A 17,011-nucleotide genomic window follows, 5' to 3' on the forward strand; every position below is an offset into this window, starting at 1 on the left:
AGGAGCATACACAAAGTATGTGACTAGGGTTAGCAAACGCAAGCAACAACGCGACAGCGCAGAGCATGAACCTGCTATCTACCCCATAATTATCTAAATGATCCGCGTTGTCGCTAGGCGCTAAGTGGCGCTAATCCCTAGGAGCATACACAAAGTATGTGACTAGGGTTAGCAAACGCAAGCAACAACGCGACAGCGTGGAGCATGAACCTTCTCTATCCCATAATTATCTAAATGATCCGTGTTGTCGCTAGGCGCTAAGTGGCGCTAATCCCTAGGAGCATACACAAAGTATGTGACTAGGGTTAGCAAACGCAAGCAACAACGCGACAGCGCGGAGCATGACGATAATTTAGAACTCATCGAGAATACTGAGTGCATCCGCCAACTTCTTCACCCCATACACCTTCATATCAGCCGGTAATTTCTTCGGCATATTAGCATGAGGCACGATAGCGCGCTTGAAACCATGTTTTGCGGCTTCGGAAATACGTTCTTGTCCGCTTGGGACTGGGCGAATTTCTCCTGCTAGCCCCACTTCACCGAATACCACAAGGTCACGAGGTAATGGGCGATCACGAAAACTAGAAACTAACGATAATAGCAGCGCGAGGTCGGCACTGGTTTCCGTCACTTTTACCCCGCCCACGACGTTCACAAACACATCTTGGTCGGACATTTGTAATCCACCATGGCGATGCAGTACCGCCAGCAAAATCGCTAAACGGTTCTGTTCCAGTCCCACCGCTACACGGCGTGGATTGGACATCATGGAGTGGTCGACAAGGGCTTGGATCTCCACCAGCAATGGTCGCGTACCTTCCCACACCACCATCACGGAACTACCAGACGTAACTTCATCTCCACGACTTAAGAAGATGGCGGACGGGTTACTGACCTCTTTCAAGCCTTGCTCCGTCATAGCAAATACGCCCAGCTCGTTGACGGCACCAAAGCGGTTTTTGTGGCTACGTAAGGTACGAAAACGGTTGTCGGCGTCCCCATCGAGCATAATGGAGCAGTCAATACAGTGCTCAAGCACTTTTGGCCCCGCCAGCGAGCCATCTTTAGTGACGTGACCCACCATAATAATCGCCACGCCGCGCGTTTTCGCAAATCGAGTCAGATATGCCGCGGTTTCACGCACTTGCGCCACACTGCCCGGCGAGGATTGAATATCCGCCATGTGCATCACTTGGATGGAGTCTATGACCATCAGCTTAGGCTGCTCTTGCTCTGCGGTCAGGCAAATTTGTTCAATACTGGTTTCCGACAGCATATTGAGTGAGTCAGTCGGTAGCCCTAGGCGATGAGCGCGCATGGCGACTTGCTGTAAGGATTCTTCCCCTGTGACATACAGGGTTTTCATCTCCCGCGAGAGTAAGCACATGGTTTGTAACAGCAAGGTACTTTTCCCCGCTCCGGGATTCCCCCCGATCAGGATGGCACTACCCGGCACAACCCCACCACCCAGCACGCGGTCAAATTCTTTAAATCCGGTGGTAAAACGTGGTAGCTCTTCGAGGCTAATTTCAGAGAGTTTTTGGACTTTACTGACGCCCGCCGCATTACCGGCATAACCCGTCAGCCTATCCGTACGCGCCGCTGCCGTCGATGCCAAACGCACTTCCGTAATGGTATTCCATGCATTACAGGCACTACACTGCCCCTGCCAGCGCGGATAATCCGCCCCACACTCATTACACACAAATGCCCTTTTCGCACCTTTCGCCACAGCCACTCCTTAATCACCCAATAAAAATGTTTAACGCTTTTTTTAAACCTTTAATTCTTTGCTTTTTTCAATTCTTTGACTTTAACTTCCACCAATTTTCTAAATAGTTCGGCGTTGTAGGTAGGCGGCAATTGAGGATATTCCTAGGAGCATACACAAGTATGTGACTAGGATAGCCGAAAGAAGCCAACACCCCTACAACCCGAAATATGACGAAAATTTTAGCGTTCCTCGTGCTTGAGCCCCCCGCTCAGGACACATAGAACCCCCATCAGATCCGCATGCTTAATCCCCACTTTCGCCCTGGCAAACACTTTGGGTTTCGCGTGATACGCTATTCCCAGCCCTGCCTTTCTGAGCATTTTCAGGTCGTTTGCCCCGTCACCGATGGCAACGGTTTGCTCCATTGGGATATTCAGTTTTTCCGCCAGTTTAACGAGGGTTTGCGCTTTGTATTTTGCATCGACAATAGCCCCTTTGACTTTGCCTGTCAGTTTGCCATTTTTGACTTCGAGGTGGTTGGCAACAGCCGCGACCAGTTTTAATCGCTGGCGTAGATTATCGGCAAAGAACGTGAATCCGCCGGAAGCAATAGCAATATGCCAATCCATCGCTTGTAACTTACGAACTAAGCTGGTTAACCCCGGCATTAACGGCAAGGTTTCAAGAACTTGGTCAAGTATAGCCGCATCAGCACCTTCGAGTAGTGCCACACGAGCACGTAGACTTTCCGTGAAATCGAGCTCACCTTGCATGGCGCGTTCAGTCACTTCAGAAACTTGATCACCGACCCCAGCTAGACGGGCAATTTCATCGATGCACTCGATTTGGATCGCGGTAGAATCCATGTCCATGAGTAAGATCCCTGGGGAACGTAAGCGTGGAATTTTTCCGAGTGGCACCACATCCAATTGGCTTTCATCCGCCAGTTTTTTGATGCGGGGGGTAATGCTGCCCGCGATGCGGACAACTTGGTAATCATCAATGCGCCAAGAGGAGACAATCACAATCGCTATCCCTAAACGCTGCTGGAAATCACTGATTCGCGCTTTATCTAAACCGCGACCATATAACAACCACCCAGTGTCCCCTGCACGATAATCCAATGGCATCACTTCTTCACCACTTAGCGATAAGGGTAAACCCGGCCATTTTTGAATTTCATCAGGCAGATAACAGTAGGTCAAACTCGTTGGCATGAAAATTAGCTCCTGTTGTGGATACAACTTTTTTATAATGTATACCCTGCATAAAATTACTATACTTAAATTTTCCAGCAAGTTAACGCTTCATGACTTTGCTAATTGCGATAAAACAGACAAAGAGCACGATTATTCCTATGAAACTCCCATTTAGGCTGCACAAAACCGTTATTATCATTGTTTGCGTTGCGCTGATAACCTTCTTAATGCACGGGGTTTCATACTTGGGATATAGCCAAAGTCAAAGCCGGCTGGAACAATTTAAGCAACTAACTCAAGTATTAGCTGAGCAAGTGGCATTTAGCTTATCCGATTATATGGTTCCCGGCAGCAAAGATTTTAATTTAGAACGAATTAATGCCAATTTAAATCATCTAGCGAAAGATCACTATATTTTGGATGCCAGCTTATATACGGCGGCGGGCGCATTAGTCACCCAAATTGGTGAACCTGCCAGCGTTAAAGAGCGACTTTCTCTTGATGGAAAATCAGAGCTACAAAATTTTCATTATCAATTAGTGATACCTGTGCAGGGCGCACAAGAACCCAAAGGGTATTTACGCCTAACCATCGATACGGAATCACTGACCACCGATCTTCAGCAAGCCGACAACACAGCAAATATCATGCGCGTATTTATTTTATTATCTTTATGTATTGGCTTTATTTTGGCGAATACCTTAATGCGCCTGAAGAAAAAGAAAGGTCAGCAGCAATTGATCGTCGAACCTGACGAAAACACAGAAGAGAGTGAAGATAAGCTCAAAGTACAGAGCAATGGGTCAAAAGGGGCACATATGCATGGCCCCTTAAAATCACCACGCGCCAAACGCCGTAAAGAGCCAAGCCCACATCGACCAAGACGGGTAGCGCGCAAGTTGTCAGAAAAGCAATAATAGCCAATTCCGTCTAGATTGACGTCGTATCAAACACGATCGGCGCAATTAGCTCCACTTTTCCGTTAGCTAACAAAGACTCAGGTGGCATCGGGAACGGTGCTGCGCGTTCGATAGTCGCTAGCGCTTCTTTATCGAGTAGCTTGGTGCCTGACGAGTTAATCAAGCTGGCACTCACTAACTGCCCTTGCTTATCCACAATAATTTTGACTTGAGAAACGCCCGTTGAACGAAAACGCAATGCGGCGCGTGGGTATCGCTTTGCTTTCGCTAATCGTTGATGAATTTCACTTTCCCAGCCATGATGACCACTGACTGGTGCGGCGGCACTACTCGCAAAATTCGCACTGCTATTCGAAGCGCTGCCAGAGGTTGGTACCGAAGTCACTTCCGATTCTTGGGTTGAAACGGGGGCTTCTTCCACCACTTTTTTCTCTTGAACTGGCTTTTTCTTTGGCGGACGCTTTTTCTCGGTAACGCGCGTTAATGTTCCATTATCAACTAGCGGTGTTTGTGGCAGTTTTTCTGCTTTTTCAACGACTTCAGGCTCAATTTCTTCTCGTGTTGCCATCTGCTGTTTAGGCGCATTATTAACTTCAGGCTCCTGCTGCTGTTCCAGTTGATAAAGCCCTAATTGTAAAGAGATTGCGGGGGGTAAAACCCCAGTTTTTGGTAGGTTTGCTGTAAACCATCCAATAAAAATCATTGCCAGTATTCCATGGAAAACAAGACTTCCACATAAACCGCCCAGAGGACGAAAAATTGGGCTTCCCAGCTGCCCCACACTGCTGTTCATATTTTGCCTCACATCTTTATTTTTCGCTGATTATAGGCATAATACAAATCAAAATGATATTCATTATTATTAATAAAATAACAATAGTAACTACAAGGTATTGATTTAATTTATAAAGTCAATTTGAGCTAATTATTAAACTATTTTCACTTTTGACACCAGAAAATGACTATCGATAAATCCCTTGCCCGCAAAATCAGCGGAGCATATCAATCAACCTATGGTCAGCTTGTGCGATTTTTCCGCAGTCGACTAGGTAATAGTAACGATGCGGATGATTTATCACAGGATGTGTTTACACTATGGCTAAACCGTAAAGCGCAGGATCCTGTGAAGGAGAACCGTGCTTATCTGTTTAAAATCGCTAGCAATGTGTTAATTGACCATTGGCGACGGAATCATCAACAGAGTCAGTCCCATACCTCGATTGATGACGTGGTGCATGAGCAAAGTTTTGAGCAAACCACCGCCGATCCTAGCGAAATTTTAGAGCACCAACAGCGAATTGCGCGACTTGGCGAGGCGATTGATCTTTTGCCTCCTCGGCGCAGAGAAGCCTTTTTGCTGTATCGCTTTGATGGCTTATCTCAAAGTGAGATTGCAGAGCGTATGGAAATTTCGATCAGTATGGTGGAAAAACATATTGCAGCGGCATTAGTGCATTGTAAAAAATATTTAGACGATCAGAGCAATCATCCGTAATGGAAAATAACCAAACCCAGCAGCCAGAAAATACCTCGTCAGTCGAGCAACAACGCATCGACGAAGACGCGGCGCTGTGGTTTACCCGCGTGCATAGCCAGCAGCTCAGTGACCAGCAATCTCAAGAGTTTAAAATCTGGTTACGTGCATCCAAAGCCCATGCAGATGCCTATGAAGCGATAGCCGGAATTTGGCAAGATATTGAAAAAGTTCCGCGCCCAGCACCTATCAAACAAACAGCTTCAAAATTCGGTTTTTCATCGTTTTGGAAGCCTCTCGGTCATCTGGTTGCCGCCTGTTTTATCGCTGCCGTTTTGTTTTTGCCATACAGTCAGCTTCCCTCCATGTTGCTCAATAACATGACGCTAGTTTCCACTGACTCCACCAAAGAGGTGACGCTGTCAGATGGCTCTCAGCTGTTTCTCAATCGCGATACCCGTATTCGAGTCGCTTATGAAACACCAATCCGCCAGCTCTATTTAGACCAAGGTTCCGCTTACTTTAAAGTGAAATCCAACCCGTATCGCCCGTTTGTGATCAACGTGGATCAGCGACGTATTCAAGTGGTGGGAACGGAATTTGAAGTGAATAAAAAAGGCGAGCAAGTCGCGGTCAATGTTAGCCAAGGCATTGTGAGCTTTCAAAGCGTCAACAGCCCAAAACCCGTATTACTGCTTGCTGGACAAGGGGCGCTGAGCCCGAGTATTAATGGCAAAATCGCACTCAATTCAGTCACCCCGCAAGAGGTGGCAAGATGGCGTTTTGGTGAGCTCAGCTTTGTGGATAAGCCTCTTGGCGAAGTTCTGTCTGAATTAAAAACCTATTCCGACTTTCAGGTTGAACTCTCTCCGAGCAATTTAGCCAACCGGAAAATATCTGGACGCATCAACCTTCAACAGCCAGATACCTTTTTTCAGGCACTTCCCTCACTCCTTCCTGTGCAAGTCGTGTATCAGGATAAAAATAACCTTTTGATTATCCAAAACAAAAAAAATAAATAAAAAATATTTTCATTTGCAGGTGAGGATAATTCTCATTTCACCCTCTTCTTAAGTAGCTTCATTTTTATTGAATACTTTTTAGCACATTTTTCGTGCAGCTTAAGAATAAGGGATATCCATGGCAATTCAATTCACACTCGGTCGATTCAAGCCGATTGCGCTGTCACTGGCGGTCACCAGTGCGTTAGTCAGCCAATCTGCTATCGCCCAAGAAATCACTTTCTCGTTACCCGAACAAGGTCTTGCGAGCGCTATTGATCAAATCAGTCGCCAAGGTCAGGTTTCACTGCTGTATGATAAAAGCCAGCTCAGCGGGCTGCGCGCGCCCGCCCTTTCTGGCCGCTATACCCCACAAACCGCATTACAAAAAATTCTTATTGGTAGCGGGTTAGAGCTAGTCAACGAAAACGGCATGCTGGTTATTCGTCCTCAAAACTTAAACCAAGGCACGCTAGTTTTACCGGAAACTCAAGTGTCGGGAGTGGTACAAAATCACCCTGCCATGGATGTCATGTCTGCGCCGCAATACGTCACCTCAGAAGAGATCAGCCAAAAAAATACCGGTGACGGCAATATTACCGATTTAATGAAAACTAACCCTGCCGTGCAGTTTGCGAATAACGATAGCAACTCCATGAATCAAGGGGAAATTAAGCCTTCTCGTATTTCTATTCATGGTTCCAGTAGCTACCAGAACGCCTATCGCCTTGATGGCGTGAGCTTCAACAATGACTTTGACCCTGCCGACAGTGGCTTAGGTGAAACCTCCACGCGACTGAGCAGCAGCGACCAAGGGATTTACATCGACAGCCGCTTGATTGATAGCATGGCCGTTTATGATAACAACATCCCAGTGGAGTTTGGTGGATTTACGGGAGGAACCGTTGAGGTCAACAGCCGTCGTTGGCAAGGTGAAAATAGCGCCCACGCGTATTATCGCTTAACTCGTTCTGGCTGGAATAATCTGTTCCACGATTCGACTCAATCTATCGATACCACCAAGAACGATACCGCTAACCCAGCTCGCTTCCAGAATCGCTACGATAAAAATGATTTTGGTGGCTGGTTTGAGTTGGGCGTGACAGAAAATTCAGGCGTGGTGTTCTCCGCATCTCGCCGTAGCTCGACGATTCCGATGACGGTGACGGGTGGCGAAGCCTTTGTTTTAGAGAATAATACAATTGAGCCTATCTACTCAGACTCGGGTAAAAAAAATCAGCGCCGTACCTCCGATAACTACTTCTTGAAGTATTCGATGAATTTATCAGAGAAGAGCTCATTAGATTTATCAGCCAATTACGCCTCTTATGATAGTCGCTTATTTTCTTCATCAATCAGTAATTCTGGCTATGACTCAACCCATGATGGGTTAGGCTTGACCGCTGTCTTCAAACATCAATTCGATTTAGGTCAATTTGAAGCGACCGCCAATACTCAAAGCTTGAAAGATGATCGTAAAAACGATCAAAAATATTCGTTAATGGTTCGAGCAATCGAATTCGATGATGACTACAACTACCTTGGCACCACGGAACGTAATAGTGGAGGACTAGGGGATTTAGAGTCGAAACAAAATACCCATAGCCTGAAAACGGTCATGCGTTTTAATCCGCAAGAAGATAGCTTAGGGTTAACTCACCAACCAACCGCAGGGGCTGAAGTCAATTACACCAAAGGGACTTATGTCCGTGACCATGATTATTTCCAATATACCTACTCTGGAAATCTTATGGGGGATGACTACTCTGGGACCCTAACGAATATCAGCCGCTTCAAAAAAGGCAGCTACTCCGCGGACTACACCAATTACGCCATCTTCCTTGATGACAATATTCAATACGGAAAATTAACCTTACGTCCCGGCGTTCGTCTTGATCGCGATGACTTTGTTAATCGCACCAACGTTGCCCCTCGAATTTCAGGTACCTACGACTTATTTGGTGATAAGAAAACACTGTTGATTGCCGGTGCAAACCGCTATTACGGCCGTTCAATGCTCACTTATGCTCTGTATGGAGCACAAAATGGTGGCATGCAAACCTGTGCAGGATATTTCGACCCATGTTCACTTATCCCTGAAAATAATAAGTGGGACAACAAAAAAGACTACGAAGGGATCGATTCTCTTAAAACCCCTTATAACGATGAGTTAACCCTCGCGCTGCAACAAGAAATCTTATCGACCACTTGGCGCTTACAGTATGTTCACCGTGAAGGTTATGACGAAGTTCGTACCCGCACCAAATACGACAGCCGCGATGAAGATAAACGTAGCATCCGTATGTACGACAACGGTGGGCGCAGTTCTCACGATACCGTGACATTATCCGTTAACAATAGCCAACCGTGGGAATGGGCAGAGGCATCTCATGTTATGACCGCCTCGTTCACATGGCAGCAAAGCGAAAGTAATACACCAAAAGACTCTGGCTATAACTCATTCGATCCGGGTAACAAAGTTAACCTCAACAAAGTGTGGTACGACGGCAAAGTGATTGATTCATCAAAACTGCCATCCACCAGCTTTAACTCGCCGATTAAGCTTAACCTAGAGATGACCAGTGTTTGGGATGAGTATGACGTCACATGGTACAACCGCCTGCAATGGTGGGGTTCTCGTGACCAAGCGGTTCGTTATGACAACGCTTACTACACCGATCCTGAATATGGTCAGTTACGCAAATACACCAAGCAAAACTTCGCGAGCAAATACACATGGGATACCCGCCTAGGCTGGAAACCTGACTTTGCTTATGGCTTTGGATTCTCGGTTGAAGTGAATAACGTACTGAATAACAAAAATATTGCAGACCGCTTTATGTTCAATGACCGCACTATCAAATCTTACGATCCGGGTCGTCAGTTCTGGCTGCAAGTGAATTACGATCTCTAAATGATAGCCGTGAGCAATGTCAAACACATAACCAAGAAATCGAGTCATGAAGACCATTAAACAATTTCTCTATTTAGTTAAACCTTTTTGGGGGCAGCGTGCTGCCTTTTTGTGCTGGGTGCTGCTGTTTGCCTCATTAGGGCTTACCCTTTCTTCCGTCTGGTTCAATGTCAAAATGAATATGTGGAACGGGGATTTCTATAACGCCCTGCAAAAGCTGGACGGACAAGCACTGTATGGTCTGCTGCAATATTTTGTGATTTTAGTCAGTGGGCTGATTTTTGTGGTGGTGATGGGGACCTACCTCAAGCAAATGCTGATTATCCGTTGGCGCAAAGGCATGACTGAGCAAGTACTTGGTCGCTGGCTTTCCGGCAACAGCAAACACTATATGCTGAGGCTCGCATCCCAAGAGCCCGATAACCCCGACCAACGTATTGCGGAAGATATTCGCTTACTGATTGAATCAACGCTGAATCTGTTAGTGACTTTCCTGCATTCAATGCTGACATTGATTTCATTTGCCGCGATTTTGTGGACGCTTTCAGGAAGCCTTTCATTTAATTTCGCCGACAGCGATTGGACCATTCCGGGCTATATGTTCTGGGCCTGTATTATTTACACTATCATCGGGATCGCGCTAACCCAACTGATTGGTTTCCCACTGCGCCGCCTGCATATGGATAAACAGCGCCGTGAAGCGGATTACCGTAGCTCGTTAATCAATTGCCGCCAACACGGGGATGCCATCGCAGGGCAACGGGGTGAACCACAAGACCGTAAAGAGCTGATGACCCGCTTTAGCGAAATTATCCGTAACTGGAACCAGTTGATCCGCTGTGAACGTAATTTATCGTTTTATACCGTCGGCTATCAGCAAGTGACCGCCCTTGCCCCTGTGTTGCTGGCATTACCTAAGTTTTTAGCGGGTGAGATTATGCTGGGCGGATTAATGCAGTTACGCCAAGCCTTCACCAGTGTAGCGACTTCATTGGGCTGGTTTATTTTTGCCTATAAAGAGATTGCGGCATGGCAAGCCACTGTCGCGCGTCTGTATAACTTTGTGGTGTTATTAGAAAACGATAAAACCCCAGAAGCCACTATCAACGAAGATAGCCTACCGTTAACAGCAAATGTAAGCTTGTTTACGGCAGATCATCGCCCACTACTGAGCACCGTTGATCTTAGCATCAATAGCGGTGAGCTGATGTTGATCTCCGGTCGTTCTGGTATTGGTAAATCCACGTTACTGCGCACATTAAGCGGTCATTGGCCATTCTTTGACGGCAAAATTACACGCACGGATAACGTCATGTGGATCCCGCAGCGACTCTATTTGCCAATAAGCCGTTTAGATAACTTACTGGCTTACCCACAAGATGCCAGCCAATTTACAGCCTCGGATCTGAAATATGCGCTAACCCTTGTTGGGTTGGAAAAACTTCATTCACAACTGGCTTTGGAAACCGATTGGAATAACCGACTTTCGGGTGGTGAACAGCAACGCATTATGTTTGCGCGACTGCTTCTGAATCGACCGAAGTTAATGCTACTGGATGAAATGACCTCCGCTCTTGATGAGCCGAGTGCACTCGCTTTACTGAACATGCTAAAAGCCCAGCTCCCCGCCAGTAGCATCATTTTGGTTAGCCACCAAGGCTTTATTGACCAATTAGCTGACAAGCATCTGCGTTTATCTGAAACAACGCAAAATACGCCATTTATGACAGGAGCCCCAGAATATGCTTCGTAAAATTACATTAGCCGCCGTCGTTGCAGCCCTTTTAGGAGGCTGTGTTAACAGCACGCCTCGACAATCTGGCGAGCAAACACTGCTGCCAGTACGCCAAGATCTGCAACATTATCAACTCGATAATGGGCTGCAAGTATACTTGCTTCAGCGCAACCAACCAGGCGTTGAGCTGCGCTTATTGGTCAATGCGGGTTCATTGCAAGAGACTGAGCAACAGCTCGGTTTAGCTCACTTTACTGAGCATATGGCTTTTAAGGGCACCCAACATTTTCCGGGTACCACCGGCTTTAAACAGTTAGAACAGCAAGGACTGAAACTCGGTAGCCACGTTAATGCGATCACCAGCATCAACAGCACTCTATATAAATTATCATTGCCAAATGCCACGCCAGCGCAAATCAGCACAGGATTACAAGTAATGGCGGATTGGGCGGCAAATATGACCTTCGATACCGAGGCATTTGAAAAAGAGCGCCCCGTCATTATTGAAGAGTGGCGCTTGCGTCAGGGCATGGGCTATCGCATCAATGACAGCCTCGAAAAATTGCGTTACCACGGTAGCCGCTACGCAGAGCGTAACCCTATTGGCTCCCTTGATGTGGTTCGCCAAGCTCCTATTGAACAAGCCAAGGCCTACTACAAGACGTGGTATCAGCCTCAGCGTATGAGCTTATTGATTATTGGGGACTTCAGCGCATCAACCGTACGTGATGAAGTAAAAACGTTATTTGCGTTACCGAAGCCGGAAAAAATTTCCCAAGATTCTCCAGAATGGAAGCGCTTTGCCGATTCCAACAATATGCTTGTTCAAGGGGTATTTGATAAAGAACAAGGTGCACGCTACGTGCAGTTTTCACTGCAAAAAAATGTCTCCGCACCGCTGAATACTCGCCAAGGTCAAACCGACGATCTGATGGATAATTTATGGTTAACCATCTTGAATCAACGTTTTTCCGTGATGGTGGATAATGGTATTTTGCCGTCCATTAGTATTAATGAACAAGGGGCAATGCTAGATAACCAACGCCTTCAGCAGCTAATGATTATCCATCCAAAAGGTAATGATTATGCGGGCGCGACCGAAATTCTGTTTACCGAACTGCAACGTCTAGCGACCGAACCTGTGACGCAGCAAGAGCTGGATAGCGCTAAACAAGGCATGCTGAAGAAACTGAGCCAACAAGCGGGTTCCGAGCAACGTTACAGTAATGAATACTTAGCAGGACAACTGACCACCGCACTCGAATATGAGATGCCGATGTGGAACAAACGCCAGCAGTTGGATAATAGCTACCAATTAACCCAAAATATCCAGCCTCAAGATTTACAGCGTCATGTGGCTAGCCTTTTACAGGTCGCATCCCCACGCTTAGCGCTGATTGGCCCTGATACCGATGAAAAGGCGGTGAACAAACAAACCTTCAATGAACAGTGGCAACGTATTCGCCAAACACAGCCGGGGCCATTCACGCTGCGTTCTCAAGCCATTAGCCTGAAATTACCCGTTGTAGCAAAAGGCACAATTACCGAACAAACGTCACTTCCTATCGAAAAAACGGAACAGTGGACACTCAGTAATGGCATCAAAGTGATTGTTAAAACGGATAAAAATCTCAAAGATGATATTCAGTTTAACTTACAGCTACCGGGTGGTCGTTCCCTTGAAACCCTGCAAACCGCAGGCTTGACCGATTGGGCAATGAAGCTGCCAGAAAGTAGCGGTTATGGCAATTACAGCGCCCGTGATTTGGCGTTATTAGCCAAACAAAATCAGGTTAGCGTTCGCCCTTATAGCGAGCTGCTCAACCACGGTTATCGAGGTAAAACTCCCGTTGATAATCTCGAAACCGCGTTGCAGTTACTGAATTTAAAACTGACCGCACCGCAATTTAGTGGAGAGAAACTCGAGCAGCAGAAGCAGGCTTTCGCACTGAACTTATCGAAAATGCCCGTAGAGCGTACATTCCTCGACCATATTAATCAGCAAAGTTACCAACATGGCGAGCTGTTAGTGATCTCCCCTGAAGGAGCTTGGAAAACCTTTACCGCTCAGCAGCTTCAACAAGCCAACCGTCAATTACTCACCTCCACATCAGATATGACATTGGTGATCACCGGCGCGATGAATGCCCGCGAGCTAAAACCACTACTGGAGCAGTGGGTTGCGACGTTGCCTGCCCATGATGGCAAACTGGCATGGCGCAACCAAGGGATCATGCCGAATATGACGAGCTTTAATCAGCAATATCCGATCAGTAGCAGCGATAAGAGCATGATAAGCATTCAGTTCGCTGCACCAGCGCAGTGGTCTCAGCAAGATCAGCTGGCTCTGCAACTGATTGATACCATTGTTAGCCAACGTCTGCGTAGTGAATTGCGTGAAAAAGCCAGCGGCATCTATGCCCTAAGCTTCTCGCAAATGTTAGCGAAAAAACCACAGCCGTATTACACCGGACGCTTAAATTTCACCACCGCGCCAGAACGTGCTTCAGAAATGGTAACTTTAGCGCACAATACTGTTGCGCAGCTGCGCCAAACGGGTGTGACGGAAAAAGAGTTAACGGAAGCCAAAAATATTTGGCTCACTGAAAATGCCCAAGTAACTGATAGTTCAAGCTATTGGACTGAAGCTCTCGCACAAGTTGCGGCGGATGATGGGCAATATCAACGTCTGACCCAGGAACGAGCAGTGATTGAGTCTCTAACACTTCCGCAGATAAATCAGTTAGCTGGTAAATACTTAGGGCAAAATCAAAAAGTATTTATGATGACGCCATAACTGCCGTAGCATGACATAGAAGAAACCAACAGCTTTATTTATCAAGCTGTTGGTTTCCGTAGCAACATTAACTACGCCCTTATTTAAAGGATTGCTTTACGTTATAGAAAAAATTTAACACTCGATTATTTAAGTCATTAAATAATGAAAATACGCGCTCTTTAAATGATGGTTTTTTAGATTTCGCTATTTCAATCTCTGATAGTAATTTATCCGTTGAAATATTCAGATAGTATTCAATATCGTTAGCGATTTTATTAATCTTGATTCTCTTACACTGAAGCATGTTGATAACTAAATCAATTTTAGAGGAGAAAATGTCTATCTTAGTGCTACTTCTTTTTTTCTGAATGATGTTAATCACTGAGTCTACAATGCTTTTACGTATTGATTTCATTACTAGCATTGATTTAATTCTATTAATCCCAGTATCTATAACCTCATTTTTTTCTTTAATATACTTATCATATACGATTTTTTCTTCAGCGTGTTTAGCATCACATTCAGATTGTAATGATTCAATGTCTGAATTCATTTCCTCTTTGATAAATTCAATAATGCGCCCATCTTTTACATCATGACTCAATGTGGTTAAACGCGCGCCTTTTTCACCTGTAAATTCATTATCAGAAAGAATTTTTTTAATCAGCGTAGTTTTTTTCACACTATCAATCGAGTTAAAAGCATCAAATCCAGAAGTACTTTTTATCTCTTTGATATTTCTTATAGAAGCCATGTAATTGACCTTATCAGATTGAAGCTTATCTAAGTTTTCATTTGAATAGGTCATAATATGTTTTTTGATTTCCGCTGTAATTTCCTTAGGGAAATGATGCTTCTCAAGCAGAGATAAGATAGAGTAAGACATTGTCCGATAATAGGATTTATATATTGATAAAAATCGCTGCTCTTGAAAAAGGTTAAGAACCGTTTTTTTATCAAAATCATGGTGTAATGCGCCAATAATACCCATGAAAAAATTTTCCATTTCTGTTCTTACCTGATCCTTCCCATCAATGGATTTTTTCGTTCTAATATAGCTCATTAAAACCTTTATATAACTCAAATCTTGTTCGGATAAGCTCGCTCCACTTTTCAAGTTATCTATTAATTCATCAAAACTACCGTAACAGTTTTTTTTCACCTCTAAACTAGCCTCACTTTTATGTATTTCTTTTATCTTAATTAAGTCCAATTTACTTTTTATTTCTGATTTTACATCTGATTTAAACTGAGTAAGTTTGCTCTCAATTTTTTCCATCATACGATGTGGCTTTGTTTTTTTTTCGTCTGAAGAAGGGGCTTCGGCAAGTTTATTTGATAAAATTTCGCTTTTCGGTTCTGATTTTACACCCACTTTTAAATATTCATTTTCCGTGCCATTCACAACCTTCAAGGCTTCTTTAAAATACTTATCAATTTTTCTTTTCGCTTCTCCGTTTGCAACAATCCCCCATGCTTTAGTTATTTCTTCCCAGCCATCCTTGCCATTGTTTTTGGCTGCTTTAATCTTATCGATGATAATATCGCTTTTACCTTCAAAAACCTTGGGATTTTTGGTTATTGCCATGACCATACCATTCAATGAAGAGTCCATTAACGTAGCAGCTTGAGATTGATTTTGAAAAAGTTTCATCTACATTCCTTTTTGTATAAATTAGTTTAGATTTAAAAAAAGAGCTTATTCTTGATATTAATTAAGAAATAAGCCCTATTGGAAATAGTTAAATTGTTTTATTTAAATGAATGTTTATTAACTTTATAAGCATCGCGTAAACTCAATTCATTTTCTCTATTTTTAAATTCCATTTTTAACTTAGAAAGTGCTTCAGTTATTTCCTCTGTATCCTTTTTTAAACTTAAAAAGCTATTTTCATTATCTTCTTCCATATCAACTTCCTCTATCTTTGGAAGAATATAGCTATCTTTATTAATTCGATTCTCTTTTTTTTCCATCAATATCATTTGGTGATTTTTTACGGAGTTTAAAAACTCAACATGGTCCATATCTGAATTTACAGTTCTATGTAAAACTTGTACATCAGTAAAATTTTTTTCGGGTTTTACCATAGAAGAAGATTTTTCTTCACTACGATAAATATCAATACCAAATTTACGATCAAGCATCGCACTAATTTTCTCACGTACGGGTTCATTAGCACTTTTCGTTTTAGATTTAATCGCCTCTTTAATATCCACACTATCTAAGAAAGAATTATTCTTATTAATCTCTATAATTTTACGTTCGATTTTTCTTAGTGATTTTTTTGAAACATCATTATTTGCTGATTTAAGATCAATGGCTTCAACAACTGAATGGCAGCTTCTAATGATTTTTTTTCGGCATACCATTTCATTGATTGAATCAAGCTTATTTTGAACAGATGAAATAAAGCATCCAATCGTTAAATTCAATGTATTCTTGAATCCAGATTTTTTCTGAACATCATTATTTATGAACATATTATTGTTCTTTTCAACTGAACCCATTTTAATAATAGACATACTCGCTTCCTTAATTTAAATGAAATGAAAATAATAATATATCCTTCAATTTATCTACGATATCAAATATCGCCACTTATATATTTCCAATATAAAATTTGATATTTTCCATATTAATCTATGGAGATAAGCTATTTACTTCGTTGACATACATTGCTTTTAATGTGATTAATATTCTTCTAAAAAACGATAATAAAAGGAAAATTTTGTGAACAACGTAATAATACGTAGAGCCACCTTGGACGATGTCCACGCTATCACACAAATGCACGCTGATTACTCCGCTTATGCCAACACTTTGCAGCTGCCCTATCCCACAGAGAAAACGTGGGAAGCCAGACTGGGGGCCAATGATCCGCTGGTGACTCAATTTGTCGCCACACTTGATGATGCCGTGGTCGGGCTACTTGTCGTACATCAACCAGCTCAAATACGCCGCCGACATGTGGCGAGTTTCGGCATTACAGTTAGTCAGGCTTATCAAGGCAAAGGAATTGGTTCGGAATTAATGCAAGTTATGGTGGATTACTGTGACAATTGGCTAAATGTTCACCGCATTGAATTAGAAGTCTTTGCCTCTAATGGTAGCGGCTTAGGTCTGTATGAAAAATTTGGTTTCAAGCAAGAGGGGATTTTGCGCGATTATGCTTTTCGTGATGGTGAGTATGTGGATGCGATCGTGATGAGCAGAATTAAATCGAAAATTTAAGCAGATTTATAAATCAAAAATGCCACTCGAAAGTGGCATT

At 43.8% G+C, this 17,011-nt stretch carries 12 protein-coding genes; 7 read left to right on the forward strand and 5 right to left on the reverse strand.

Features of this window, described 5'->3' with window-relative positions:
- Positions 1–352 precede the first annotated feature (352 nt).
- Positions 353–1,735 carry a DNA repair protein RadA gene (radA, locus tag GKR74_RS05165; RefSeq protein ID WP_336431298.1) on the reverse strand — a complete coding sequence of 461 codons (1,383 nt, stop codon included), beginning with the start codon at positions 1,733–1,735 and terminating at the stop codon, positions 353–355.
- A gap of 221 nt (positions 1,736–1,956) precedes the next feature.
- On the reverse strand, positions 1,957–2,934 hold the full coding sequence (gene serB / locus GKR74_RS05170; protein WP_036950248.1) for a phosphoserine phosphatase: 978 nt from the start codon (positions 2,932–2,934) through the stop codon (positions 1,957–1,959).
- Positions 2,935–3,074: 140 nt separating this feature from the next.
- On the opposite strand from serB, the gene GKR74_RS05175 reads away from it, so the two are divergent.
- On the forward strand, positions 3,075–3,833 hold the full coding sequence (locus tag GKR74_RS05175) for an AhpA/YtjB family protein (protein WP_154602785.1): 759 nt from the start codon (positions 3,075–3,077) through the stop codon (positions 3,831–3,833).
- Positions 3,834–3,846: 13 nt separating this feature from the next.
- On the opposite strand, the gene GKR74_RS05180 is transcribed toward GKR74_RS05175, so the two are convergent.
- Entirely contained in the window at positions 3,847–4,629 is a 783-nt protein-coding gene (locus GKR74_RS05180; protein ID WP_154602786.1) for an energy transducer TonB, read from the reverse strand.
- A gap of 165 nt (positions 4,630–4,794) precedes the next feature.
- On the opposite strand from GKR74_RS05180, the gene GKR74_RS05185 reads away from it, so the two are divergent.
- From GKR74_RS05185 to GKR74_RS05205, 5 genes are all read left to right on the forward strand, one after another.
- Positions 4,795–5,331: an RNA polymerase sigma factor gene (locus tag GKR74_RS05185; protein ID WP_154602787.1), complete on the forward strand. Its 537-nt coding sequence runs from the start codon at positions 4,795–4,797 to the stop codon at positions 5,329–5,331.
- Positions 5,331–6,332 (forward strand): FecR family protein, encoded by a 1,002-nt coding sequence (locus tag GKR74_RS05190; RefSeq protein ID WP_154602788.1) that lies wholly within the window; start codon positions 5,331–5,333, stop codon positions 6,330–6,332. Before GKR74_RS05185 ends, GKR74_RS05190 begins: the two co-directional genes overlap by 1 nt.
- A 118-nt stretch (positions 6,333–6,450) precedes the next feature.
- On the forward strand, positions 6,451–9,225 hold the full coding sequence (locus tag GKR74_RS05195; protein WP_154602789.1) for a secretin and TonB N-terminal domain-containing protein: 2,775 nt from the start codon (positions 6,451–6,453) through the stop codon (positions 9,223–9,225).
- Positions 9,226–9,271: 46 nt separating this feature from the next.
- Positions 9,272–10,978 (forward strand): ABC transporter ATP-binding protein/permease, encoded by a 1,707-nt coding sequence (locus tag GKR74_RS05200; protein ID WP_154602790.1) that lies wholly within the window; start codon positions 9,272–9,274, stop codon positions 10,976–10,978.
- Positions 10,968–13,757, forward strand: a complete 2,790-nt coding sequence (locus GKR74_RS05205; protein WP_154602791.1) for a M16 family metallopeptidase — start codon at positions 10,968–10,970, stop codon at positions 13,755–13,757. The genes GKR74_RS05200 and GKR74_RS05205 overlap by 11 nt, the downstream gene beginning before the upstream one ends.
- Positions 13,758–13,836: 79 nt before the next feature.
- Here GKR74_RS05205 and GKR74_RS05210 read toward each other — a convergent pair whose 3' ends face one another.
- Both GKR74_RS05210 and GKR74_RS05215 read right to left on the reverse strand, forming a co-directional pair.
- On the reverse strand, positions 13,837–15,393 hold the full coding sequence (locus GKR74_RS05210; protein ID WP_154602792.1) for a hypothetical protein: 1,557 nt from the start codon (positions 15,391–15,393) through the stop codon (positions 13,837–13,839).
- 98 nt (positions 15,394–15,491) lie between these two features.
- Entirely contained in the window at positions 15,492–16,262 is a 771-nt protein-coding gene (locus GKR74_RS05215) for a hypothetical protein (RefSeq protein WP_154602793.1), read from the reverse strand.
- A 208-nt stretch (positions 16,263–16,470) separates the two neighbouring features.
- Between GKR74_RS05215 and GKR74_RS05220 the strand changes: the two genes are divergently transcribed.
- Complete coding sequence (locus GKR74_RS05220) at positions 16,471–16,971, forward strand: GNAT family N-acetyltransferase (protein WP_181477989.1); 501 nt, start codon at positions 16,471–16,473, stop codon at positions 16,969–16,971.
- Positions 16,972–17,011: the final 40 nt, after the last annotated feature.

Source organism: Providencia sp. wls1914 (genome assembly GCF_009706645.1).
GTDB classification, from domain to species: domain Bacteria; phylum Pseudomonadota; class Gammaproteobacteria; order Enterobacterales; family Enterobacteriaceae; genus Providencia; species Providencia zhijiangensis.

What these genes read in the sequence shown, in the direction of transcription:
- serB (WP_036950248.1), bottom strand. Translation starts at nt 2,934, where the DNA reads ATGCCAACGAGTTTGACCTACTGTTATCTGCCTGATGAAATTCAAAAA.
- GKR74_RS05175 (WP_154602785.1), top strand. Translation starts at nt 3,075, where the DNA reads ATGAAACTCCCATTTAGGCTGCACAAAACCGTTATTATCATTGTTTGC.
- GKR74_RS05180 (WP_154602786.1), bottom strand. Translation starts at nt 4,629, where the DNA reads ATGAACAGCAGTGTGGGGCAGCTGGGAAGCCCAATTTTTCGTCCTCTG.
- GKR74_RS05185 (WP_154602787.1), top strand. Translation starts at nt 4,795, where the DNA reads ATGACTATCGATAAATCCCTTGCCCGCAAAATCAGCGGAGCATATCAA.
- GKR74_RS05190 (WP_154602788.1), top strand. Translation starts at nt 5,331, where the DNA reads ATGGAAAATAACCAAACCCAGCAGCCAGAAAATACCTCGTCAGTCGAG.
- GKR74_RS05195 (WP_154602789.1), top strand. Translation starts at nt 6,451, where the DNA reads ATGGCAATTCAATTCACACTCGGTCGATTCAAGCCGATTGCGCTGTCA.
- GKR74_RS05200 (WP_154602790.1), top strand. Translation starts at nt 9,272, where the DNA reads ATGAAGACCATTAAACAATTTCTCTATTTAGTTAAACCTTTTTGGGGG.
- GKR74_RS05205 (WP_154602791.1), top strand. Translation starts at nt 10,968, where the DNA reads ATGCTTCGTAAAATTACATTAGCCGCCGTCGTTGCAGCCCTTTTAGGA.
- GKR74_RS05210 (WP_154602792.1), bottom strand. Translation starts at nt 15,393, where the DNA reads ATGAAACTTTTTCAAAATCAATCTCAAGCTGCTACGTTAATGGACTCT.
- GKR74_RS05215 (WP_154602793.1), bottom strand. Translation starts at nt 16,262, where the DNA reads ATGTCTATTATTAAAATGGGTTCAGTTGAAAAGAACAATAATATGTTC.